Annotated in this window: 20 protein-coding genes, 1 pseudogene and 1 riboswitch; of the genes and pseudogenes, 14 read left to right on the top strand and 7 right to left on the bottom strand. The window is 60.4% G+C overall.

What is annotated here, in order from left to right; genetic code table 11:
- Positions 1–111 precede the first annotated feature (111 nt).
- Positions 112–1,038 (top strand): LysR family transcriptional regulator, encoded by a 927-nt coding sequence (locus ACYZT1_RS15595; protein ID WP_462015601.1) that lies wholly within the window; start codon positions 112–114, stop codon positions 1,036–1,038.
- Here the strand turns inward: ACYZT1_RS15595 and ACYZT1_RS15590 are convergent.
- Positions 1,016–2,029, bottom strand: a complete 1,014-nt coding sequence (locus ACYZT1_RS15590; protein ID WP_462015600.1) for a LacI family DNA-binding transcriptional regulator — start codon at positions 2,027–2,029, stop codon at positions 1,016–1,018. The two genes, ACYZT1_RS15595 and ACYZT1_RS15590, sit on opposite strands and share 23 nt — an antisense overlap.
- A 190-nt stretch (positions 2,030–2,219) precedes the next feature.
- Between ACYZT1_RS15590 and ACYZT1_RS15585 the strand changes: the two genes are divergently transcribed.
- The 4 genes from ACYZT1_RS15585 to ACYZT1_RS15570 all read left to right on the top strand — a co-directional run bounded on the left by ACYZT1_RS15585 (position 2,220) and on the right by ACYZT1_RS15570 (position 7,758).
- Entirely contained in the window at positions 2,220–3,407 is a 1,188-nt protein-coding gene (locus ACYZT1_RS15585; RefSeq protein WP_462015599.1) for a Gfo/Idh/MocA family protein, read from the top strand.
- Positions 3,408–3,460: 53 nt separating this feature from the next.
- Positions 3,461–4,480 (top strand): sugar phosphate isomerase/epimerase family protein, encoded by a 1,020-nt coding sequence (locus ACYZT1_RS15580; protein WP_462019260.1) that lies wholly within the window; start codon positions 3,461–3,463, stop codon positions 4,478–4,480.
- A gap of 55 nt (positions 4,481–4,535) precedes the next feature.
- Positions 4,536–5,768: a nucleoside permease gene (locus ACYZT1_RS15575; protein ID WP_462015598.1), complete on the top strand. Its 1,233-nt coding sequence runs from the start codon at positions 4,536–4,538 to the stop codon at positions 5,766–5,768.
- A 313-nt stretch (positions 5,769–6,081) separates the two neighbouring features.
- On the top strand, positions 6,082–7,758 hold the full coding sequence (locus ACYZT1_RS15570) for an MFS transporter (protein WP_462015597.1): 1,677 nt from the start codon (positions 6,082–6,084) through the stop codon (positions 7,756–7,758).
- Between the two features lie 43 nt (positions 7,759–7,801).
- Here ACYZT1_RS15570 and ACYZT1_RS15565 read toward each other — a convergent pair whose 3' ends face one another.
- The 4 genes and pseudogenes from ACYZT1_RS15565 to ACYZT1_RS15550 all read right to left on the bottom strand — a co-directional run.
- Positions 7,802–8,605, bottom strand: coding sequence for an ABC transporter ATP-binding protein (locus ACYZT1_RS15565; protein ID WP_462015596.1), 804 nt, complete (start codon positions 8,603–8,605; stop codon positions 7,802–7,804).
- Positions 8,602–9,618 carry a FecCD family ABC transporter permease gene (locus ACYZT1_RS15560; protein ID WP_462015595.1) on the bottom strand — a complete coding sequence of 339 codons (1,017 nt, stop codon included), beginning with the start codon at positions 9,616–9,618 and terminating at the stop codon, positions 8,602–8,604. The genes ACYZT1_RS15565 and ACYZT1_RS15560 overlap by 4 nt, the downstream gene beginning before the upstream one ends.
- On the bottom strand, positions 9,615–10,631 hold the full coding sequence (locus tag ACYZT1_RS15555) for an ABC transporter substrate-binding protein (RefSeq protein WP_462015594.1): 1,017 nt from the start codon (positions 10,629–10,631) through the stop codon (positions 9,615–9,617). Before ACYZT1_RS15555 ends, ACYZT1_RS15560 begins: the two co-directional genes overlap by 4 nt.
- A gap of 119 nt (positions 10,632–10,750) precedes the next feature.
- Positions 10,751–10,944: riboswitch (cobalamin riboswitch) on the bottom strand.
- Positions 10,945–11,007: 63 nt separating this feature from the next.
- A pseudogene (locus ACYZT1_RS15550) lies at positions 11,008–11,127 on the bottom strand (chorismate mutase); the annotation flags it as partial.
- Between the two features lie 138 nt (positions 11,128–11,265).
- Between ACYZT1_RS15550 and ACYZT1_RS15545 the strand changes: the two are divergent.
- Positions 11,266–12,249 (top strand): GlxA family transcriptional regulator, encoded by a 984-nt coding sequence (locus tag ACYZT1_RS15545; protein ID WP_462015593.1) that lies wholly within the window; start codon positions 11,266–11,268, stop codon positions 12,247–12,249.
- 41 nt (positions 12,250–12,290) lie between these two features.
- Here ACYZT1_RS15545 and ACYZT1_RS15540 read toward each other — a convergent pair whose 3' ends face one another.
- Complete coding sequence (locus tag ACYZT1_RS15540) at positions 12,291–14,000, bottom strand: amidase (RefSeq protein ID WP_462015592.1); 1,710 nt, start codon at positions 13,998–14,000, stop codon at positions 12,291–12,293.
- Between the two features lie 229 nt (positions 14,001–14,229).
- Here ACYZT1_RS15540 and ACYZT1_RS15535 point away from each other — a divergent pair, with 229 nt between their 5' ends.
- From ACYZT1_RS15535 to ACYZT1_RS15520, 4 genes are all read left to right on the top strand, one after another.
- Entirely contained in the window at positions 14,230–14,454 is a 225-nt protein-coding gene (locus ACYZT1_RS15535) for a DUF2188 domain-containing protein (RefSeq protein WP_462015591.1), read from the top strand.
- A 284-nt stretch (positions 14,455–14,738) separates the two neighbouring features.
- Complete coding sequence (locus ACYZT1_RS15530; RefSeq protein ID WP_462015590.1) at positions 14,739–15,623, top strand: manganese catalase family protein; 885 nt, start codon at positions 14,739–14,741, stop codon at positions 15,621–15,623.
- A 290-nt stretch (positions 15,624–15,913) separates the two neighbouring features.
- Positions 15,914–16,792, top strand: coding sequence for a ZIP family metal transporter (locus ACYZT1_RS15525; protein WP_462019259.1), 879 nt, complete (start codon positions 15,914–15,916; stop codon positions 16,790–16,792).
- A gap of 123 nt (positions 16,793–16,915) precedes the next feature.
- A complete protein-coding gene (locus ACYZT1_RS15520) occupies positions 16,916–17,134 on the top strand; it encodes a KGG domain-containing protein (protein ID WP_462015589.1) in 219 nt (72 codons plus the stop codon).
- A 151-nt stretch (positions 17,135–17,285) separates the two neighbouring features.
- On the opposite strand, the gene galE is transcribed toward ACYZT1_RS15520, so the two are convergent.
- The gene (galE, locus tag ACYZT1_RS15515; RefSeq protein WP_462015588.1) at positions 17,286–18,314 is read right to left on the bottom strand and encodes a UDP-glucose 4-epimerase GalE; all 1,029 of its coding nucleotides are present in this window, start codon (positions 18,312–18,314) and stop codon (positions 17,286–17,288) included.
- A 284-nt stretch (positions 18,315–18,598) separates the two neighbouring features.
- On the opposite strand from galE, the gene ACYZT1_RS15510 reads away from it, so the two are divergent.
- The 4 genes from ACYZT1_RS15510 to ACYZT1_RS15495 are packed head-to-tail and all read left to right on the top strand — an operon-like array spanning position 18,599 to position 23,867.
- Positions 18,599–19,774 (top strand): glycosyltransferase family 1 protein, encoded by a 1,176-nt coding sequence (locus ACYZT1_RS15510; RefSeq protein WP_462015587.1) that lies wholly within the window; start codon positions 18,599–18,601, stop codon positions 19,772–19,774.
- Complete coding sequence (gene glf, locus ACYZT1_RS15505; RefSeq protein WP_462015586.1) at positions 19,762–20,943, top strand: UDP-galactopyranose mutase; 1,182 nt, start codon at positions 19,762–19,764, stop codon at positions 20,941–20,943. The genes ACYZT1_RS15510 and glf overlap by 13 nt, the downstream gene beginning before the upstream one ends.
- 25 nt (positions 20,944–20,968) lie before the next feature.
- A complete protein-coding gene (locus tag ACYZT1_RS15500) occupies positions 20,969–22,108 on the top strand; it encodes a glycoside hydrolase family 1 protein (RefSeq protein ID WP_462015585.1) in 1,140 nt (379 codons plus the stop codon).
- Complete coding sequence (locus tag ACYZT1_RS15495; RefSeq protein ID WP_462015584.1) at positions 22,098–23,867, top strand: ABC transporter ATP-binding protein; 1,770 nt, start codon at positions 22,098–22,100, stop codon at positions 23,865–23,867. Before ACYZT1_RS15500 ends, ACYZT1_RS15495 begins: the two co-directional genes overlap by 11 nt.
- Positions 23,868–23,873 lie beyond the last annotated feature (6 nt).

Raw genomic sequence — 23,873 nt, 5'->3', positions numbered from 1 at the left:
GTTGTCTCCTCGATTAACGGTGAAAAGACTTTAAGGGCCTTGTACCCGCCGGATAAACCAGCAACTCTAGCTATCACTGTTTGTAAAACCCAAACAATCCCGAGTGTGGAAATGGACCGTTTCGATGCGATGCAAGCGTTTGCCCGGGTGGTCGAGACGGGCAGTTTCACCAAGGCAGCGGACACCTTGCACATGAGCAAGACCAGCGTGACGCAATTGGTCCAGCAGCTGGAAGCACGACTGCGGGTGAAACTGCTCAACCGCACCACGCGCAAAGTCAATGTCACGGCCGACGGCGCGGCGTTCTACGAGCGTGTGGTGAAAGTGCTGGCTGATCTGGACGATGCCGAGACGGGGTTGTCTGCCGCAGCAGCATTGCCGCGCGGTCGATTACGGGTGGATGTTCCCAGCCCGTTTGCACGGATGATTCTGATGCCGGCGCTGCCCGACTTTCACGCGCGCTACCCCGATATACAGATCGACATGGGCGTCAGCGACCGGATTGTCGATCTGATTGGCGAGAACGTCGATTGCGTGGTGCGCGGGGGTGAGCTGACCGATCAATCGCTGATGGCGCGGCGCATTGGTGACCTGCAGTTGGGCGTGTTCGCGGCGCCCGGTTATCTGCAACGCCTGGGCACGCCCACGCATCCGCAAGCGCTGGAGAATTCGGCGCACCGCATTGTCGGCTACCTGTGGGCGAGAACCGGTAAAGCCTTGCCCTATGCCATGCGCCGGGGCGACGAGAGCGTCCACGTTCACGGCCGCTACGTGTTGGCAGTCGACGATGGCAACGCTTACCTCGCGGCGGGTCTCGCCGGGATGGGGGTGTTGTGGTTGCCTGCCTATATGTCCAAACCGCACGTCGCGCAGGGCGAACTGGTGCCGCTGTTCGAAGACTGGCGACTCGATCCGATGCCCATGTACGTGGCCTTCCCGCCGAACCGGCACATCAGTCTTAAGCTGCGGGTGTTCATCGACTGGGTCGTCGAGTTGATGGAGCAACACGCGCCGGTTATTCATCGTCGCGAGCTTTGACCGCCGCCGTGCTGTTACGCAAAGTCAGCTCAAAGGGCAGCACCACATGCCGTTGCGCAAGCGGCTTTTTCTCGATCAGCGCGATCAGCATTTCGACAGCTTTGTGCCCGAAGCGCTCGGCCGGTTGCGCGATGGTCGTCAGCGGCGGATCGCAGTATTGGGCGAAAGGAATGTCGTCGAACCCTACCAGCGAAATGTCCTCGGGCACGCGCAGACCCAATTGCTTGATGCGCTTCAACGCGCCGATGGCCATTTCATCGTTTTCACAAAACAGCGCCGTGGGGCGGTCGCAAAGGGCAAGCATTTCGGCGGCGCCATCCTGGCCGGCCTGCAAGGAGAAATCGCCGTGGCAGATCAGCGCGGTATCCTCGACGATCCCTGCCGCGCGCAACGCATCCTGATAACCGGCAACGCGGTCGCGGGTCAGCGGGCTGCTTTTTGGGCCTTTGATCAGGCCGATGCGGCGGTGCCCAAGCCCGATCAAATGCTCGGTCATCGTTTTGGCAGCGGCACGGTTATCCAGGCTGATGGTGGGGTGGCGGCCACCCTGAATCACTTCGCAGGCATTGACGATGGGTGGAGTTTCGGCGCTGGGGAAGGGCGCTTCGAACGGATCGTAGGCGCGCAACTGAATCACACCGTCGGCCTGATGGGCGTATACCAGCTCGGCAAATTCCCGTTCGATTTCCTCGCGGCCCTGGGTGTCGCACAGCAGTAATCGAAAACCGGCATGCTGGGCTGCCTGCTGCGCGCCGCTGATCACCCGGGCGAAAAAGGTGTTGGCGATGGCCGGCACCAGAATCACCAGATTGCCGGTGCGCCGCGAGCGAAATTGCACCGCCATCAGATTGGGCCGGTAGCCGGCCTGCTCCACGGCGGCGTTGACCTTGTCGCGAGTTTCCGGCAGCACTCGTTCAGGCGATTTCAGGGTTCGCGAAACCGTCGCCACCGAGACGCCGGCGAGTCGGGCCACTTCACGGATATTGGACAAAATCACCTCGTTGGACGCAGTGCGGCTGGCGAGTTTAACGCAGCAACACTGAAGTCGAAATGTGGCGGGTGTGTAATTCCGGTGTTTGACACCAGGCAAATCCGAGCCTAAATTTCGTCCACGATGTAACCGGTTACATCACTGCAGAATCTTAAGCCTGAAAGGGCCCAAAAAACAGAGAAGCGGCGCGATGAATGTTCCAGTGGCAAAAATACGAATGGGTTTTGTCGGCGGTGGCGAAGGCGCTTTCATCGGCCAGGCTCACCGTCAGGCTGCCGGTCTCGACGGCCGTTTCGAACTGGTGTGCGGGGCGTTCAGCCGCGACACGCGCAACAACCAAAATACCGCTGCGGCGCTCGGGCTTGCAGCTTCACGCTGTTACAGCGACTGGCAGCAGATGCTCGATGGCGAATCAGCGCTGCCGGCCGAGCAGCGCATGGAACTGCTGATCATCGTCACGCCTAACCATCTGCATGCACCGATTGCCACCCAGGCACTGAAAGCGGGGTTTCACGTGTTCAGCGAAAAGCCTGCAGCGCTGAACCTGGCCGAGGTGCAAGCGCTGAAAGCAGTGGTGCACTGCGGCGATCGTCTTTATGGCCTGGCCCATACGTACCTGGGTTATCCGATGGTCTGGCAGGCACGGCAGATGGTTCGCGACGGTGTGATCGGCACGCTGCGTAAAGTTATCGTCGAGTACCCGCAGGGTTGGCTGAGCGAGGATGTCGCGGGGCAGGGCAACAAGCAGGCGGGCTGGCGCGATCTTCCAGAGCAGTCCGGATTGGGCGGTTGCATTGGCGACATCGGCACCCACGCTTTTTCCCTGGCCGAGTTCGTCGCGGACCAACCCGTGACGCAGTTGTGCGCGATGCTCAATACCCACCTGGCCACCCGCCAACTGGACGATGACGCGGCAATGCTCTTGAAAATGGCTGAAGGCGCAAGCGGTGTACTGATTGCCAGCCAAGTGTGCGCCGGCGAAGAAAACCCGTTGAAGATCCGCGTCTATGGCGACAAGGGCGGCCTGGAATGGCGTCAGGAGCAGCCGTCGAGCCTGATCCATCGTTCCCTCGATCAACCAATGCGCGTCCTGCGTTCCGGTGTCGGCCAACCCTGGCTGTGCGACGCCGCAACGCAGCGCATGCGCCTGCCCGCCGGGCATCCCGAAGGGTATCTGGAGGCCATGGCCAATCTCTACGGCGATTTCGCCACGGCCATTCGCAGCCACGTCACCGGTAATGAGGCGCCGGGGGTACCCGGCATCGACGTCGGATTGCGCGGCATGGCCTTCATCGAAGCGGCGATCGCCAATCACCATGGCGACGCCAAGTGGACCGAGCTGGTCTGCCCACCACGCACCCGGAGCACTCAACCGTGAACGCACCTTCTCAACCAGGCCTGCGCGGCCCCGGAATTTTTCTTGCGCAGTTCATGGGCGCTGAAGCGCCGTTCGACACCCTGAGCAATATTGCGCACTGGGCGGCGTCGCAAGGCTACAAGGCGATTCAGCTGCCGACACTGGGCACGCAATTTATCGACCTTGCGCGGGCTGCAGACAGCCAGGAATACTGCGATGAACTGAAAGCCGTGTGCGCGCAGGCCGGGGTCGAGATCAGCGAATTGTCGACGCACCTGCAGGGCCAACTGGTCGCGGTGCATCCGGCGTTTGATGCGCTGTTCGACGACTTCGCCCCGGCGCATTTGCACGGTCAGCCTCAAGCGCGTACCGAATGGGCGATCGACCAGTTGAAACTGGCGGCGCGTGCCAGTCAACGCCTGGGATTGCACGCCCACGCAACGTTTTCCGGGGCGCTGCTCTGGCCTTACCTGTACCCGTGGCCACAGCGGCCGAGCGGTCTGGTCGAACAAGGTTTTGCAGAACTGGCCAAGCGCTGGCTGCCGATTCTCGACTGCTTCGAAGAGGCGGGCGTTGACCTGTGCTATGAAATTCACCCCGGCGAAGACTTGCATGACGGTGCCTCGTTCGAGCGTTTTCTAGAGGCGGTCAATCACCACCCACGCGCCGCGATCCTGTACGACCCGAGCCATCTGCTGCTGCAGCAAATGGACTACCTGGGCTTTATTGATCGCTACCACGAGCGGATCCGCATGTTCCACGTCAAGGATGCCGAGTTCCGCCCCGACGCGCGTTCCGGTGTGTATGGCGGTTATCAGGGGTGGGTCGATCGGCCGGGTCGATTCCGCTCGCTGGGCGATGGCCAGATCGACTTCAAATCCATCTTCAGCAAACTCACCCAATACGACTTCGCCGGTTGGGCGGTGCTGGAATGGGAGTGCTGCCTGAAGGATTCCGCGCAGGGCGCTGTGCAAGGAGCCGCGTTCATCGAGCAGCACATGATCAACAAGACGCAAAAAGCCTTCGACGACTTTGTCAGCGTGCAGTCCGACGAAGGTTTCAATCGACGCTTGCTGGGATTGCCTGACGCCTGACGGGCGCAGCAATCAATATTCCCCCACAACAAAAACAAAAAGACGGTGACCCGTTATGACCACAATGACCGCGCGACTGAGCGTCATGATGTTTCTGCAGTTCTTCATCTGGGGCGGCTGGTTTGTCACCCTGGGGACCTTCCTCGCCAGCAATCTGGGCGCCACTGGCGGGCAGATCGGCATGGCGTTTTCGACCCAGTCGTGGGGCGCGATCATCGCGCCGTTCGTGATCGGCCTGATCGCGGACCGTTTTTTCAATGCCGAGCGAATCCTCGCCGTGCTGCATCTGGTGGGCGCGGTGCTGCTGTATCAACTGTACAAATCACCGGACTTCAGCACCTTTTATCCGTTCGTGCTGGCTTACATGATGGTTTACATGCCGACTCTGGCGCTGGTGAACTCGGTCGCGTTCCGCCAGATGAGCGACCCGGCGGCGCAGTTTTCGCGCATTCGTGTGTGGGGCACCATCGGCTGGATCGTGGCTGGCGTGGTGATCAGTTTTGTCTTCGCCTGGGATTCGCAAGCGGCGATTTCCTCGGGCGGGTTGCGCAACACCTTTTTGATGTCGGCGATTGCCTCGCTGATGTTGGGCCTCTACAGCTTCACTTTGCCGCGCACGGCGCCGTTGCAGCCCGGGACCGGCAGCGGCGGCCTCAAGCAGATGCTCGGCCTGGACGCCTTGGGTCTGCTCAAGGACCGCAGCTACCTGGTGTTTTTCATTGCTTCGATTCTGATCTGCATTCCGCTGGCGTTCTATTACCAGAACGCCAACCCGTTTCTGGCGGAAATCGGTGTGACTAACCCAACGGCGAAGATGGCCATCGGGCAAGTCTCCGAAGTGCTGTTCATGCTGTTGCTGCCACTGTTCATCCATCGTTTCGGGATCAAGCTTGCGTTGCTGGTGGGCATGCTGGCGTGGGCGCTGCGCTATGTGCTGTTCGCCTTCGGCAACAACGGGGACCTGGCGTTCATGCTGTTCACTGGCATTGCGCTGCATGGCATCTGCTACGACTTCTTCTTCGTTTCGGGGCAGATTTACACCGACGCCAAAGCCTCGGAGCGCTTCAGAAGTTCTGCTCAAGGGCTGATTACCCTGGCGACATACGGCCTGGGCATGCTGATCGGTTTCTGGGTAGCCGGGCAGGTGACTGACCATTACGCGATGACCGAGGGCCATGACTGGAAAAGCATCTGGCTGTTTCCGGCAGGCTTTGCCCTGGCTATCTTTTTCTGTTTCGGCCTGGCTTTCAAGGGGCGCGAGGCGAGGGCGGTGCAGTCGAGCGTTTGAGTCGTCGGTAAAGTAAGCGTCGCCCGCCGTGAGTGGAATCCGCGCAAACGCGACGCAAAACCGGGGCTGACAGCGCAATCGTCAGGAAAATTGCCCGATTTCCAGACGATGGCCCCAATTTGCCCCTGATGGCGAGTGGATATCTGGCAGAACATGATTATGCTTGCTTCAAAGGTCTTGCAGCGATGCAAGGCCTTTTGCCTGTTTCCATGCTTCGTGCACACCGTAATCCGATGACATCAGCCCTGGGGCCTGGGTGCGGCAAATGGTAGTGAGGTACTCCGGCCTACAACAAGAAAGACGGAGATGACCCATGGCCGCAATCGACAACACTTCCGCGGGCAGCACGCCCAAACACACGATCACCAAAGAGGAGCGCAAGGTCATCTTTGCCTCGTCTTTGGGCACGGTGTTCGAGTGGTACGACTTTTACCTCTACGGTTCCCTCGCGGCGATCATCGCCAAACACTTCTTTGCCGGCGTCAACGAGACAACCGCGTTCATCTTTGCGCTGCTCGCGTTCGCCGCAGGCTTTGCGGTGCGTCCTTTTGGCGCCATTGTGTTCGGCCGGCTGGGCGACATGATCGGGCGCAAGCACACCTTCCTCATCACTATTGTGATCATGGGCGTCTCCACCGCCATCGTCGGTTTTCTACCGGGGTACGCAACGATAGGTGTGGCGGCACCGATCATCCTGATCACCCTGCGCTTGCTGCAGGGCCTGGCGCTCGGTGGAGAATATGGCGGCGCGGCGACGTATGTGGCCGAGCATGCACCCAAGGGCCGACGCGGCTTTTTCACCTCGTGGATTCAGACCACCGCGACCCTGGGTCTGTTCATGTCGCTGCTGGTGATCCTCGCCTGCCGCACCATTCTGGGCACTGAAGCCTTCGAGGCGTGGGGCTGGCGGATACCGTTCCTGCTGTCGATCCTGTTGCTGATCATCTCGGTCTATATCCGTCTGCAACTGAGCGAGTCGCCGGTGTTTCTGAAAATGAAGGCCGAAGGCAAGTCGTCCAAGGCACCGCTGACGGAATCGTTCGCCCGCTGGGACAACCTGAAAATCGTCATCATGGCGTTGCTCGGCGGCACCGCTGGCCAGGCAGTCGTGTGGTACACCGGGCAGTTTTACGCGCTGTTCTTCCTCCTGCAAACCCTGAAGATAGACGCGCAAACGGCCAACCTGCTGATCGCCGGCTCGTTGCTGATCGGTACGCCGTTCTTCGTGATTTTCGGCAGCCTGTCAGACCGTATCGGGCGCAAAGGCATCATCATGGCCGGCTGCATCCTGGCGGCGCTGACTTACTTCCCGATCTTCCATGCGCTGACCCAGTACGGTAACCCTGACGTGTTCGCTGCGCAGGCGAAGAACCCGGTGACGGTGATCGCCGACCCCAACCAGTGTTCGTTCCAGTTTGACCCGGTGGGCAAGGCCAAATTCACCAGCTCCTGCGACCTCGCCAAAACGCAACTGGCCAGGAAGGCCATCCCTTACAAGAACGAGGAAGCGCCGGCGGGCACGGTCGCGCAAGTGCGGATTGGCGACAAGGTGGTCTCCAGCTTCGAAGGCACCGACATGCCGGGCGCCGACTTCAAAGCCCGCAACGACGCCTTTGTCGCTACTCTCGGTGGCGCGCTCAAAGAGGCCGGGTACCCGGAGAAAGCCGACCCGGCGAAGACCAACTACCCGATGGTGCTGTTGCTGCTGACCATCCTCGTGATCTACGTGACCATGGTCTACGGGCCGATCGCGGCCTGGCTCGTGGAGCTGTTCCCGGCGCGTATTCGCTACACCTCGATGTCGCTGCCGTACCACATTGGCAACGGCTGGTTCGGCGGATTCCTGCCGACGGTGGCGTTCGCAATGGTCGCCGCCACGGGTGATATCTACTACGGCTTGTGGTACCCGATTGTGATCGCGTTGATGACGGCGGTGCTCGGGATCTTCTTCCTGCCGGAAACCAAGGACCGGGACATCAATCACTCCTGAGATGAGTGCCTGCCTTCTCCCGCGAGGGGGAGGGCAGCGCTGTTCACTTCAACACCGGCTTCAGGCCGGCCATCCGCAGAATCCGCGCGCCGTCGAACGGGTCGAGCAGGTAGTGCGCCTGCACGCCAAAGGTTTCGCGCAAACGCTGCGGCGTCAGCACGTCCAGTGGCTGGCCCAGGGCGACCAGACGCCCGCGTTCCAGCACCGCCAGACGATCGCAACTCAACGCCTGATTCAGGTCATGCAAGGCAATCAGCGTGGTCACCGGTAACGACTGCACGACGTGCAGAATTGCCAGTTGATGCTGGATATCCAGGTGATTGGTCGGCTCGTCGAGCAGCAGAATCTGCGGACGCTGGGCCAGCGCGCGGGCGATGTGCACGCGTTGACGCTCGCCACCGGACAAGCTATGCCAGGTGCGTCTTTCGAGGTGAGCCGCATCGACATCGCGCAGCGCCTGCCGAACGATGGCGTCATCCTCGCTCGACCACGGGCGCAAGGCTGATAACCAGGGTGTTCGACCGAGGGCGACGGCGTCGAATACGCTGATGGCGTCCAGCGTATCCGCCTGTTGCTCGACGACTGCGAGGGTTTGCGCAATCGCTCGCCGCGCCACTGTTTTCAAGGCCTGGCCATTGAGGTAGATGGCGCCCCGTCCGGGTGCGCGCACACCGGCCAGCAATTTCAGCAGTGTGGATTTTCCCGAGCCATTGGGCCCGACGATTCCCAGGGTTTCGCCACGCCGCACATCCAGGTGGATGTCTTGCAGCAAGCGGGCATCGCGCACATTAAAGCCCAGGCCTTCGCACCGCAGCACTGTGTCGACAACAGGCTGGACGGCGTTCATCGGGCATTTCTCCGGCCGACCAGGATCACGGCAAACACCGGTGCGCCGACCAGCGCCGTGATAACGCCAACCGGGATGACCTGACCTTTGATCAGCGTGCGCGACAGGATGTCGGCGGCAATCAGAAACACCGCACCGCCCAGCGCACTGGCCGGCAGCAGACGGGCGTGCCGGGTGCCCAGCAACAGCCGCGCTGCGTGGGGAATGACCAGCCCGACGAACCCGATGGAACCGACAATCGAGACCATCACCGCCGTCACCAGCGCCGCGCAACTGATCAACAGAAACTGCACCGGGCGCACCGCAATGCCCAGCGAAGCCGCCGAGTCGGCGCCGAAGGTGAACGCGTCCAGTGCACGGCGGTGCCACAGGCAAATCAGAAAACCGATCAGCGCCACCGGCACCGCCAGCCACACCGATGGCCAACGCACGCCGCTGAGATTGCCCAATAACCAGAACATGATGCCGCGGGCCTGTTCGGAACTGGCCGATTTGGTGATCAGAAAAGCGGTCAGTGCATTGAACAATTGCGAGCCGGCGATACCCGCCAAAATAATCTGCCCGGTCCGTCCCGGCGCACCACTGGCCCGCGCCAGCAACACCACCACCGCGAATGCCGCCACCGCGCCGGCAAACGCGCCAACCGACAGCGAAACCAGCCCGGCACCCAAACCGGACAGCGCCACCAACACCGCCCCCGTCGAGGCGCCGGCGGAAATACCGAGCAGGTATGGATCGGCCAAGGGGTTGCGCAGCAACGATTGCAAAATCACCCCGCAGGTTGCCAGCCCGGCGCCGCAGGCAGCGGCGACCAGGGCGCGGGTCAGGCGGTAGTTCCAGACGATGCCTTCATCGATCGGGTCGAGCACGTAGCCGGCGGCCCACAGTTTGTTCGCGAGCACCTGAAACACCACGCCCGGTTCAATGACGGTTTCACCAATGGCCACGCCGGCAATAACGGCCGTCAGTAAGGTCAGCGCCGCGAGGGCTGTGCGAATCAGCATAGCGGTCATTGCCCCAGGTTGTAGCCGTGGATGGCCGTCGCCAGGGTTTCCAGACCGTCGAACAGGCGCACGCTGGCCTGCATGGCCATCGCATCGAGAATGATGATGCGGTTGTTTTTCACCGCGTCCATGTTGCGGGTCACTGGATCGCTGCGCAGGAATTCGAGTTTTTTCAGGTGGTCGTCGGCAGGGAAGCGACGGCGGTCCATCCGCGCGATCACCAGAAAGGTCGGGTTAGCCTTGGCAATGGTTTCCCAGCCCACCGTCGGCCATTCTTCGTCGGACGTCACCACGTTGCGCACACCCAGGGTGTTGAGCATGAACTCGGGAATGCCCTTGTGGCCGGCGACGTAAGGGTCGATGTCGAGGCTGGCGCTGGAGAACCAGAACAGGGCGCTGGTGTGGCGCAAATCCTTGTTCTGCGCGGCGGTCGCCACCGACTTTGCCAAGCTGGCCTTGAGCCCGGCGACCAGTTGCTGACCGCGCGCCTGCACGTCAAACACCTGAGCCAGCTGGTTGATGCTTTTGTAGAGGCTGTCGACCCGGAACGCTTCGAGCCGCGTGCCGTCGGCGCCGACCAGATTGTCCTTGGCTTCGCAATCGGAAGGCATCAGGTAGGTCGCAATGTTCATCTCATGAAACTGCTCACGGGTGCCGACCGCGCCTTGTGGCCCGACCATCCATTCCAGCTCCACGGCAACCAGTTGCGGTCGCTTGCCGATCACTGCCTCGAAGCTCGGCTCGTTATCGGCCAGACGTTCGATGCCCTCGTTGACGGGTTGATATCGGGCCAACACATTGTTGAACCACAGCGACGTACCGACCACCTTGTCACTCAGGCCCAGGGCGTAGAGCATTTCGGTGCCGGCCTGGCCGATGGTCACGGCGCGGCTTGGCGCCTGGGTAAAGGTCAGCGTGCTGCCGCAGTTTTCAACCGTCAGGGGATACTGAGTCGGGGCTGCATGGGCGAGGGTGGAAAATCCCAAGGCAGTGACGAGGGTGGCAAGGCGCGACAGCCGCATGACGCAATCTCCGGTGACCGTACAGGGAGCAGGGTACGGACTGGAAACACATCGTTGATCGCTGCCGTTGTAGCTCAAACACCGGGCGCAAGGATGTCCTTCCCGGACACCCCGCCGGTTAGTGATTTGCTTGGCCGGCAGGTTTCCTGACTGATGCGTCGTCGCCTGGCTCCAGCCTTCCCGGGAATCATCCCAGTGGCAGTTCAGGAGCAGGCTCGGCATCTACAGTTGCGGGGGCAGTTCCGTTTGATGCCTGGCAAGGCACCTCGGATTCCCTATTAATCCCGTTGGGGAACCGGCAGCAGGCATGGTAGTCGATCAAGCGCCGCAATGGTCCGGAATTTTCTGGTGGTGGCACGATATCGAAGGCATGGCGTCAGCGGCCGATGGTGCACAGCTCGCCGGACGCACGGATCAGTGCCTGACCGTGCAACTGATCCTTGATCAGCGCCGCCCGGGTCTTGCCCAGCCAGTGCGGACAATCCGGGTCATTGCGGGCGTCATGAACCAGGATTGATATATTTGTCGGAGATCTACGGTTAGCATGGCGTTTCAGCCGCGTGCCTGAAGCCAGGTCCGTCAATGTAGCCGAGTGAGTCGCACCTTGATTGAAAGACGTCAATTTAGCGGTGGCATGAAGGGCAAAAACCTCCGCTATCTGAATGAACATTCTGCCGAGCCGGGCCGCATGACCCGGACCGGGTTCCTGCTGCTGGAGCATTTCTCGCTGCCCGCATTCACTCAGGCGCTGGACACCATTGTCACGGCCAATCTGCTGCGCCCGGGGCTGTTCTCATCACGCACCTTCGGCCTGCATGACCGGGAGGTCATCAGCGACCTCGGTCTGGTGATCCGCCCCGACGGGCGCGTCGATACGGCTGCGATCCATGCATTGGATCTGCTGGTGATCTGCGGCGGCTACCGAACCGAACTGAACGCGAGCGACGAGCTCAATCAGTTGATACGTGCGGCCGCCGAACAGGGCGTGATCCTGGCGGGCCTGTGGAACGGCGCGTGGTTTCTCGGCAGCGCGGGTGTACTCGATGGCTATCGCTGTGCGATTCATCCCGAGCATCGTCCGGCACTGGCGGAAATTTCCAGATCCACGCACGTGACCAGCGAACCTTATGTGATCGACCGGGACCGGTTAACCGCATCCAGCCCTTCGGGGGCTTTCCACATGGCGCTCGACTGGATCAAAGGCTTGCACGACAAGGCGCTGGTCGAAGGAATCGAGGATATTCTCGCGTTTGAGGAATCGCGTTATCGGCGCATCAAACCGACGGAAAATGTGTGCGTCAGTGCACCGCTGCGTGAAGTGGTGAAGCTGATGGACGCCAACCTTGAAGAGCCGCTGGAGCTGGAGCAACTTGCGGTGTACGCCGGCCGTTCACGTCGCCAGCTGGAGCGCTTGTTCAAGGAACAACTGGGCACCACGCCGCAGCGCTATTACATGGAGCTGCGCATCACCGAGGCGCGACGTTTGCTGCAGCACACGGACCTGTCCCAGGTGGACGTGCTGGTGGCCTGCGGCTTTGTGTCGCCCAGCCACTTCAGCAAATGCTACAGCGCCTATTTTGGTTATCGACCGTCCAGGGAAAAACGCCTGGTCAAGTAGCCCTGCGCAATCGGGACTGAAGACTCCAGTCCCGATTTTTTTCAACGGTCTGACAGCGGCGGGGTGCGCGGCGGGATCAGGCGTTTGGTGCCTGTCGATTCAAACGCCGAGGCGAAGCGCAACAGGTTGGAGTCGTCGTAGGCGCGCCCGGCGAATGTCAGCCCGACCGGCATGCCGATGTCCGCCATCACCCCCATTGGCACCGTCACTGTCGGCACGCCGAGATGACGGATGGCGAGGTTGCCGTTGGCGACCCATACACCGTTACTCCAGGCGATGTCGGCCGACGCCGGCTCGATATCGGCGTTCGCCGGTGCCACGTCCGCCACTGTCGGGAACAGCACCGCATCCAGATCCAGTTTGTCCATCCAGTCTTCAAGGTCGATGCGACGGGTTTGCTCGAGCCCGCGCAAGCCGTCCGCCACCGTGCTGATTTCATTCCACGGCGTGATGCCGCGTTCGGCCATGCGCACGTATTCGTCCATGCCGGCGACCAGGTCGCCTTCCCGGTTGGGCAGGGTGCCGGGATCGTGGGGGAAAATCAGCGGGCCGTCGACGTCCACCAGGCGGTTAAGCTGGGGATCACCGTTGGCTTGCAGGAAATCGTCGAAGGCCCAGGCAGTCAGGTCCCACAACTCATGGTGCAGAAATTCCTTGGACACAAGGCCCCGGGTGAACACCGTCGGTGCGCCCGGACGATCGCCTTCGCAATTGGAGACCAGCGGGAAGTCGACGTCGATTACTTCCGCGCCGGCGGCTTCGAGTGCCTGTCGGGCCTCTTGCCAGAGTGCGATCACCGAAGGCCGGGTGTTGATGCGCTGGCCCGTAGGCCCGCCGATACCCGGGGCCTGCGCGGTGCCTGCTTCGGGGTCTGCGTTGATGTACATCCGGGGAATGCCGAAACGTTTTCCGGCCAATGCGGCGCAATCGGCCGCCAGCTGCGGATAAGCAGCGGGGCGCACCGAGGCGACGCTCGGAATCGGCACCCAGGGTTGCAAGCGCCACAAATCGCCGCGGGTGTCGGGGTCTTCCGCCACCACCACGTCGAGCACCTCCAGCAGGTCGGCCATGGTTCTGGCGAACGGTACAACCACGTCCATCGTTGGCGTCAACGGCCAGTTGCCGCGCACCGAGATCACCCCGCGTGACGGCGTATAGGCGCACAAGCCATTGTTCGACGCCGGCCCGCGACCGCTCGACCAGGTTTCTTCGGCCAGGCCAAATGCAGCGAAACTGGCCGCTGTCGCCGTGCCTGCACCATTGGAGGACCCCGACGCAAAGGGCGCGGTGAGGTAGTCACCGTTATACGGGCTCTCCGCCCGGCCATAGACGCCACGTTGCATGCCGCCGTTAGCCATTGGCGGCATGTTGGTCTTGCCCAGGCAGATTGCCCCGGCGCCGCGCAGCCGTTCGATGGTAAACGCGTCGCGATGTGCAACCAGCTTGACGAAGGCCGGGCTGCCCGACGCAGCGGTCAGCCCTTTCACCAGGTAGCTGTCCTTGGCCGTGTAAGGAATACCATCGAGCGGGCCGAGTGTTTCGCCCTTGGCCCTGCGTGCGTCGGATGCGCGCGCCTCTTCCAGCGCCTGAGGGTTTTGGACCACGACTGCGTTCAGCGCAGTGGCAGTGGTCGGCCCGTCGTAGGCATTGATCCGATCGAGATAGGCCTGGACCAGCTCTACCGCCGTGGTGCGGCCGGTTTCGAGCGCCGCCCGCAGCTCGGCAATGGAAACTTCGGTAACCTCAATCATGCGTCGACCCCTGTGTTTTGTTGACGGAAGGGGCATTGCTGTAGTTGGAACAGGTGTTCATATCGGTTCTCGTTGCACTGAAATACACGACAGGGAGTGGGCTGTAGCCTGAGGCGTTCTATTTAACACCAAGGCAGGGTCAACGCCCGACCACTTTTTAAACTCATGGCGAAGGCCGCGGTCAACAGCTCACCACATCGGTAATGCGCTCGATGCGCGAGGAGATCGAATGGACAGCTACCACATCACTAAAACCGACAATGGTTGGTCCTTGAAGAAGGCAGGCGCGGAACGGGCCTCGAAGACGGCGTCGACCAAGGCAGAGATCATCAAACTGGCTCGCGACTTCTTCGACGGCAAAACCGCGTCACTGAAGATTCATCGCGAAGACGGCACCATTGAAGAAGAACGCACCTTCCCGCGTTCTGCAGATCCGAGCAAAAGCAAAGGCTGATGGCCGCCGCTATCAGCGATAACGCGGACGCGGGCTGCGCCGGCTGCTACAGAGAGCAGATACGCCACTCGCGTCATATAGAGGAGTCGGCGCTTGCAGAAGTTTGAACGCAAACAGCAACGCGCCGACGACCGGGCATTAAATCCGGGATTCCTGCCACTCGTCGCTAGCCGGCAATCTTTTTAAAATTTTCAAACGGGCAAGTGCTTCAGATGACTGTGGGCACCGCATTCGGGCATTCCCCGAATGAGTGTCGGTGCCTTTTGGCCTGAGGAGATCCAGTCATGTTTATTCATAACAAACGACTTCAATACACCGTGCGAGTGGCGCGACCCAATCCGGGGTTGGCCAACTTGCTGCTCGAGCAGTTTGGCGGGGCACAAGGCGAACTGGCAGCCGCCTCCCGATATTTCACCCAGGCGTTGGCGGAAGATGACCCAGGCAGAAAAGATCTGCTGATGGACATCGCGACCGAAGAGCTCAGTCACCTTGAGATCGTTGGTTCGATCATCGTCATGCTCAACAAAGGTGCCAAAGGCCGTTTGGCCGAAGGCGTGGACGAAGAGGGCGAACTGTACCGTTCCATTAACGGGGCGGGTAACGATTCGCATATCACCCAGATCCTGTACGGCGCCGGTGCGCCGCTCACCAACTCGGCAGGCGTGCCCTGGTCGGCAGCTTACGTCGACACCATTGGCGAGCCTACTGCGGACATGCGTTCCAACATCGCCGCCGAGGCCCGCGCCAAGATCGTCTACGAACGTCTGATGAATGTCACTGATGATCCTGGCGTGAAAGAAGCGCTGGGCTTTCTCATGACGCGTGAGATCGCGCATCAACTGTCTTTCGAAAAAGCACTGCACTCGATCCAGCCGAACTTCCCGCAAGGCAAGTTGCCGGGCAACCCGGAGTTCACCAACGTTTACTACAACCTGTCCCAAGGCGAGGGCAGCACTCGCGGACCGTGGAACCAGGGCGACGATTGGGAGTTTGTCGAAGATCCAATGCCGGCCGTTGATGGCGGCGATGGCTCGGCCAGCGTCGAGCTGAGTGCCGACGAAGAAGAACTGTTGATGGACATGAAAGCCCGCACCATGTCCGACCCCGACAGCGATCCAATGACCGGTGCCGATATTGGCTCGGGGCTGCAGCTCAAAACCGATGTGTAAAGCGTTTACCGCACGCCGCCAAGGCGTGCGGTGCCTTTATGTTGCTACAGTTGATAGAGGTGCAAGGCAATGATTGCAAAGTCCAAAGGTTTGTCCGTCAATTCAATTGATTTGTCGGGTTTGTTCGGCGCGACCGCCAGGTCTTTCGAGCAAGAGGCTCAGCGCATCACCCGGCAAATGCAGCCAGGCAGCTCACGAACAGGCAACAAGCGGGACAACGGCCGGTAGGAGGTTTTTTTATGTCAGACCCAGCTTCGTCGGGTGCAGACCCATCACGTTCATGGCTCGAAATGGCCAGGAGCGGCAGCTGGCCGGGCGTTCTGTTCTGGTTGACCTTGACGGTTGTCACACTGCTGTTGTTGTTCAGTGGCTACAGCGCATTGACTGAGTCCAATCCGCAGGTGCTGCGCTATGCAATCCTCGGTGGCACGGCAGGGTTTGGTGCGACGGCATTGGGCGCCGTGTTGGCGTTGGTGCTGCGTGATGTGGCGGTGCGCACCCAGGACACCATGCTCGGCTTTGCTGCCGGGATGATGCTGGCGGCGAGCTCTTTTTCCTTGATTCTTCCAGGCGTTGCTGCCGCAGAAACCATCACCGGCAACAAGATGGTGGCAGCCGCCGTGGTGGTGTTCGGCATGGCGCTGGGTGTGGCGTTGATGGTCGGGCTGGATCGCTTTGTGCCCCATGAACACCACAAGAGCGGACGCCGCGGGCCCGATGTTCAGCGGCTCAACCGGGTCTGGCTGTTTGTGCTGGCGATCACCTTGCATAACCTGCCGGAAGGCATGGCGATTGGTGTGAGTTTCGCTGGCGGTGACATGAAAGTCGGGCTGCCACTGACGACTGCGATTGCCATTCAGGACATTCCGGAAGGCCTGGCCATTGCGCTGGCATTGCGGGTCACTGGCATTTCCGCGATTCGTGCGGCACTGGTCGCTATTGGTTCGGGCTTGATGGAACCGTTGGGTGCAATCATCGGCCTGGGCATTTCGTCGGGCTTTGCGTTGGGCTACCCCGTGGCGATGGGTCTGGCAGCGGGTGCGATGATTTTTGTGGTCTCCCACGAGGTGATTCCCGAGACTCACCGTAACGGTCATGAAACACCTGCGACGCTGGGATTGATGCTTGGTTTCGGCGTGATGATGTTCCTTGATACGTCGCTGGGCTGAGGTTGAATCGCGACCCATGTCCGCTCGTCTGAGAGCTGGAATCGGATCAAACTTTCGAGCGGTCGAGCCCTCGGAATTAAACGAGCCCCGTGCTCGATTCCAGCAACGAAGAGGTGAACGAAAATGGCTAATACCGGAAATAAAAACACCGGAAATTTCGCCGATGACAAGCAGAAAGCTTCTGAAGCCGGCAAGAAAGGCGGTCAGGCTTCGGGTGGCACTTCGGGCAGCGGCGGACAAGGCAGCGGTCGCGGCGGCAATTTCGCCGACGACAAACAGAAAGCCTCGGATGCAGGCAAAAAAGGAGGTCAAAGCTCCGGCGGTGGCGCGCGTAAGTCTTGATGCCGCGTGACACCTGTCAAGCCCCGCCAGTGCGGGGCTTGATTCGTTTGCGTAAATGCCAATTTTTTCACTTCGTAGAAATCTGCGTCCATGCACGCCTCACGCCCACGCGCTGTAGCAGCTGGCGCAGGCTGCGCCAGCTGCTACGGGTTTAACTCACCCACGCTGCCGCTTCGTACCCACGAGGGTTCTGGCACTGCCAGCGCCATGCGTCCTTCAACATTTCGTCCAGATCCCGAGTCGCGCGCCAACCCAACTGACGCTCGGCCTTGCCCGGGTCGGCCCAGCACTGGGCGATGTCGCCGCTGCGACGCGGGCCGATATTCAACGCGATATCCACCCCGGAAATTCGCTCAAACGCGCGCACCACTTCAAGCACTGAATATCCGCAGCCGGTGCCGAGGTTCCACACATGCACCCCGGTTTTTCGTTGCAGGTAATCCAGCGCCTTGAGGTGCCCCTGCGCCAGGTCCATCACATGGATGTAATCGCGCACACCGGTGCCGTCGGGTGTGGCGTAGTCATCTCCAAAAACATTCAGTGCCTCGCGTTCCCCGGTGGCCACTTGCAACAAGTAAGGCAGCAGATTATTCGGCGTGTTGGTCGGCGCTTCTCCCAGACTGCCACTGCGATGTGCGCCAATCGGATTGAAGTAACGCAACAGACCGACAGACCAGCGCTCATCCGACCGGGCAATACTGGTCATGACATTCTCAGCCATGAGTTTGGAGTGACCGTAAGGGTTGGCCGGCTGACCCGGCACACAACTTTCATCGATCGGCATGTGCGCGCAGTCGCCGTACACGGTCGCCGAGGAACTGAACAACAACGTGTGCACGCCGGCACTCGCCATGGCCTGACACAGCGTGACGCTGCCGCTGACGTTGGTTTCAAAATAGCGCAACGGTTCGCGCACACTCTCGCCCACGGCTTTGAGTCCGGCGCAGTGGACCACTGCGTCAATGGGGTAATCGTCGAAAATCCGTTCAAGCAACGCGCGATTGCGCACATCACCTTTTATGAAGCCCGGTCGCGAGCCCGCTATCGCGGCGACTCGTTCAATGGCAACTCGCGAGCTGTTGCACAAGTTATCCAGTATCAAAACATCGTTGCCTTTGCGCAGCAATTCCACGCAAACGTGGGCCCCGATATAGCCAGCACCTCCGGTCACCAAAATCATGATCCCACCCTCATCCCGAGGCGAGCAAAGTTGCGTCGCTTGTAGTTATGGGGTCAGGGCTGCTGACTAGTTCAGAGTATTGGCATGACCGGCACATACCCTTCATCCGCTTTAAACAAAAGGCTTTTGAACGCTGGCGACAAGCTGTGCCTCAAAACGTTTAGAAGCGCGCAGAACGTGATGTCCAGTCACGGGCTTTGCTCTTCAGCCGTATGAGTTAGGGTCGAAGCCAGGTTGTCACTCTGCTTCGAATTTTGTTTTGCAATGACCGAAAGGAAATTTTTATGAATCTTCTTCAGCAACCTGACTCGCAATTAACGCCCACTTCCCTGACAACCGATCCGCACCTCGCGCTGTCCTTGCGTCCTGTTCTTTTGTGCCTGTCGCACTTGCGCTGGGGCTTTGTTTATCAACGTCCTCAGCATGTAATGTCGCGCCTGGCCAAAGACTACGACGTGCTGTTTTTCGAAGAGCCGATTCACGACGCCAATGCCACCGACTGGCTGGAACAGTCGCAACCGGCGCAAGGGGTGACTGTCCTCGTGCCCCACGTTCGCGGCGATCTTGACCATGAACAGGTCAACGCCGCCCAGCGGCAATTGCTCGACGACTATCTGGCGATCCAGGCGCCGTCGCAGTTGTTGCTGTGGTATCTGACGCCGATGAGCCTGGACTTCACCTCGCACCTCACAGGTCAGGTGACCATCTTTGACTGCATGGATGAGCTGTCTGCATTCAAAGGCGCGCCCAGGGAACTGGTGGAAAAAGAGCGTTTGTTGATGAACCGGGCCGACGTGGTATTTACCGGCGGTTATAGTCTCTGGGAAGCCAAGCGCAAACATCACGCAAATGCGCATGCCGTGCCCAGCAGTGTCGATCTCAACCATTTCGGTGCCGCACGCCAGGCGCTTGCGGAACCTTCCGATCAAGCGGAAATAGCTCATCCACGCCTCGGTTTTTTTGGCGTCATCGATGAGCGTTTCGACATCGCCCTGATCGACGAACTGGCCCGTCAGCGGCCGCAATGGCAGATCGTATTGATCGGCCCGGTGGTCAAGATCGACCCGGCGATGCTGCCGCGCTACCCCAACATTCATTATTTGGGCAGCAAGGGTTATTCACAATTGCCGGCCTACCTCGCCGGATGGGACGTCGCGCTGATGCCGTTCGCGCTGAACGAATCGACACGCTTCATCAGCCCGACCAAAACCCCTGAATACCTCGCGGGAGGTTGCGCCGTGGTGTCCACGCCAATCGCCGATGTGGTGCGCACTTACGGCAACAGCGGCGTGGTGAAAATTGCCGCGTCGGTCGAGGAATTCATCGAGGCCATCGACAGCATTCTCACCGACGAGAGTGACGTTGCAGCGTTTACCCAACGCATCGATGGCGTGCTCGATGGCATGTCGTGGGACAAGACCTGCGCAGTGATGAAGGAGCAAATCGAATGCCTGAGATAACCCTGAAAACTGCCATCGATCGCTCCGTTGCCGATCGCTACGACTACCTGATCGTCGGTGCCGGGTTCGCCGGCAGCGTCCTCGCCGAACGCCTCACCAGCGGGTTGGGCAAGCGAGTCCTGCTGATTGACCGACGTGAGCACATCGGCGGCAATGCCTACGATCATTTTGATGAAGCCGGTGTGATGGTTCATCGATACGGTCCGCACATCTTCCACACCAATGCCGAGCGCATTGTGCAGTACCTGTCGAAGTTCACCGAGTGGCGCCCCTATGAGCACCGCGTGCTGGCGCAAGTGGCGGAGCATCGGGTGCCGATCCCGATCAACCTGACAACGCTCAACACGCTGTACGGGTTGAGCATGACCGAGCCCCAAGCGGCCGAATTTCTGGCCAGCCGCGCGCAACCGGTGGAGACCATTCGCACCTCGGAAGATGTGGTGATCAACCAGATCGGTCGTGAGCTCTACGAGATGTTTTTCCGTGGCTATACGCGCAAGCAGTGGGGGCTTGATCCGTCAGACCTCGACAAGTCAGTGACTTCGCGCGTGCCCACGCGCACCAACAGCGACGATCGCTATTTTGGCGACACCTATCAAATGATGCCGCTCGAGGGCTACACCCGCCTGTTCGAACGCATGCTCGAGCACCCGAACATCGACATCCTGCTGAGTACTGACTTCAAAGAGGTGCGCGATCAGGTCTGCTACGACCACCTCGTCTACAGCGGGCCGGTCGACGAGTATTACGATTATTGCTTCGGCAGGCTGCCGTATCGCTCGCTGAAATTTCAGCACGAAACGCTCAATCAAGTGCAGTTCCAACCGGTGTCGGTCGTCAATTACCCCGATGAAGCCGTGCCGTATACGCGCATTACCGAGTACAAACACCTGACCGGCCAAACCCACCCGCTGACCAGCATCAGCTACGAATTTCCGTGCGCCGACGGCGATCCGTATTACCCGGTGCCGCGCCCGGAAAACGCGGAGCTGTACAAGCGTTACAAAACGCTCGCGGACAGCACGCCGAACGTCACTTTTCTAGGTCGGCTGGGTACCTACAAGTACTACAACATGGATCAGGTCGTAGGCCAGGCGTTGGCACTTTATCAACGCATTGCCCAAGCTGCCGCCGACGCGAATGTCCCGGCGTATGGAGTGGAGTCATGAGCGCCGGCGGACCGGCGCGGGCATCATGACCGCGCCCGGCACGTTCGACAGTTTTCTGTTGGCCGGTTACGAATGCTCTTCCCATCGCCGCAATGACGGGCGGCGCCTTGATCTGTCTGCGTCTACCGGTCATGCGCGCTGGGTGCAGAATGATTATCGACAAGTGGCGACCGTCGGCATTCGCACCGTCCGCGATGGCCTGCGCTGGCACCTGATCGAGACGCGTCCGGGGCATTACGACTGGAGCAGTTTTCTACCGATGTTGCGCGCCGCGAAGGCGTGCAATCTCCAAGTACTCTGGGACCTGTGTCACTACGGTTATCCCGACGACCTGGACATTTGGCGACCCGCGTTCGTCGAGCGTTTTGCGAAATTCTGCGCGGCAGTCGCGCGGTTGGTCAGGGAGGAGGGCATTGATGTGCCGTTCTACTCGCCCCTCAACGAAATTTCGTTCTGGAGCTGGGCGGGTGGCGCCGTCGCGTATTTCAACCCATCGGCACACGGTCGCGGGCTGGAACTCAAACATCAACTGGTGCGCGCGAGCATTGCCGCTATCGAAGCGATTCGCGAGCAGGCGCCGGCCGCTCGGTTCGTGCAGTGCGAGCCGTTGATCAATGTGATTGCCGGTTCGCACCGTGTCGATCAGGTAACCGCTGCCGAGGATTATCGCCAGTCGCAGTTCGACGCCTGGGAATTGCTCACCGGCCGGCAATGGCCGGGTCTGGGCGGGCAGGAGTCCTATCTGGACATCATCGGCGTCAACTATTACCCGCATAACCAATGGTTTCTCAACGGTCCGAAAATCCCTCGCGGTGCGCCCAAATATCGTCCCCTGGCCGGCATGCTCAGCGAAGTGCATCAACGTTACGGGCGACCGATGTTCATTTCCGAGACCGGTGCCGAAGGCGAGGAGCGCGCCCCTTGGCTGGCGTACGTCAGCGAGCAGGTAGAACTGGCGATACGTCGCGGTGTGCCGATTGAGGGCATCTGCTGGTACCCGATTCTGGATTACCCCGGTTGGGACAACGACCGCTATTGCCCGGCGGGCCTGTTCGGTTATGCCGATGGTGAAGGGCAGCGCTCGCCGTACCATCCGCTTGGGCTGGCAATGCAACAATTGACGCAACGTTTCACTCCCCCCGGTGCGCAAGACCATGGACCGTGAAGAGGAAAATGAAGGACAGACCTTACCCGATCAGCCGATAGCGTTTTTGTGGCGCTATGTATGTCGGCGTCCGTGGCATTTTGGCGGGATGCTGTTTCTGGTGGTCGGCGCCGCCAGTTGCGCAGTCGCCGTGCAATACGGCATGAAACTGCTGGTGGACGTCATGACATTGGGGGACCGGGCCAGTGCGCACATCTGGTTTCCGTTCTCGCTGTTCATTGGTCTGATCGTGCTGGAAAACATTTTCTGGCGCCTGGGCGGGTGGCTTGGCTGTCGCACCGTGGTCGCCAGTTGCGCGGACTTGCGGGTTGACCTTTTCAGTCATCTGACCGGCCACCCCATGCGCTATTTTTCCCAGCATTTCGCAGGTGCGTTGGCCAACAGAATCTCTTCGGCCGGTGCGGCGGCGGGTTCCATTTACGGGGGGCTGGCGTGGAAGATCATTCCGCCCTGTGTGGATTTTCTCGGCGCAGTGATCGTGCTCTCCACGGTGAGCCTCGGTATGGCCGGCGCCTTGATCGGCTGCGTGTTTGTTGTCGGTTTGCTGATCACCTTTTTCGGCATTCGAGGGCGTAAACGGCACATCGATTTTGCCTCGAAATCGGCGCGGGTCGGGGGCGAGATCGTCGATCTCGTTTCCAATGTCTGGACCATCAAGGCGTTCTCCGCGCGCAACCGCGAACGCCAGCGGCTGGAACGCGCCATCGGCATCGAAGCGAAGGCGCAGCGACGCAGCTGGATTTACCTGGAAAAGGCCCGCGTGCTGCACGATATTTTTCTGTCGGTAATGGCGGGCGGCATGCTCATCTGGGCGATCAGCCTGTGGCGCGAGTCCGGTATCACGGCGGGCGACGTGGTGATGATCAGCGCGCTGACCTTCCGCATCCTGCACGGCTCGCGAGATCTTGCCCTGGCGCTGGTCGACACTTCGCAGCAGCTCGGCGACATCTCCGAAACCTTGCGCATCATCGTTCAACCGCATGCCTTGTTCGACGCGCCTGAAGAAATGCAGGCATCGCGCGGCAGCATAAAATTCATCGATGTCAGCTACAGCTATCCGGATGGACGCGAGGTGTTCAAACACCTGTTTCTCGACATCCCGGCCGGGCAAACCGTGGGCGTGGTGGGTACCTCCGGCGCGGGGAAATCCACCCTCATCAACTTGCTGCAACGCCTGGATGATGTGCGCAGCGGCATCATCCTGATCGACGACCGCGACATTCGCACCGTCAGCCAGGACAGCCTGCGCCGGCAGATTGCCGTGGTTCCGCAGGAGGCTGCGTTGTTCAATCGCAGCATTTTCGAGAACATCGCCTACGGTCAGCCGAAACCCACAGAAGAGCAAGTGATGGACGCCGCCAAACAGGCTTATTGCGACGTGTTCATCCGCGCCTTGCCGCATGGTTACTCAACTTTGATCGGTGAGCGCGGGGCGATGCTTTCCGGCGGCCAGCGCCAGCGCCTTGGGCTGGCCCGCGCTTTTCTCAAGAACGCGCCGATTCTGGTGCTGGACGAAGCGACCTCTGCACTGGATTCGCAGACCGAGTCGGTCATTCGTACGGCACTCACGGCACTGATGCGCGGGCGAACGGTGTTGGCGATTGCCCACCGGTTATCGACTATCGCCAATTTCGACCGGGTGATCGTTCTGCACGAGGGAGAAATTGTGGAAGACGGTATGCCGGAAGATTTGCTCAAACGCGATGGGCCGTTCAAGGCACTGTGGCAGGCTCAAGCGATGACGACGCTTGAGCCTTGAACGGGT

The sequence above is a fragment of the Pseudomonas sp. PB3P13 genome, assembly GCF_054897735.1.
The sequence above is the reverse complement of the archived record's forward strand: the minus strand, read 5'-3'. Positions and strand labels throughout refer to the sequence as shown.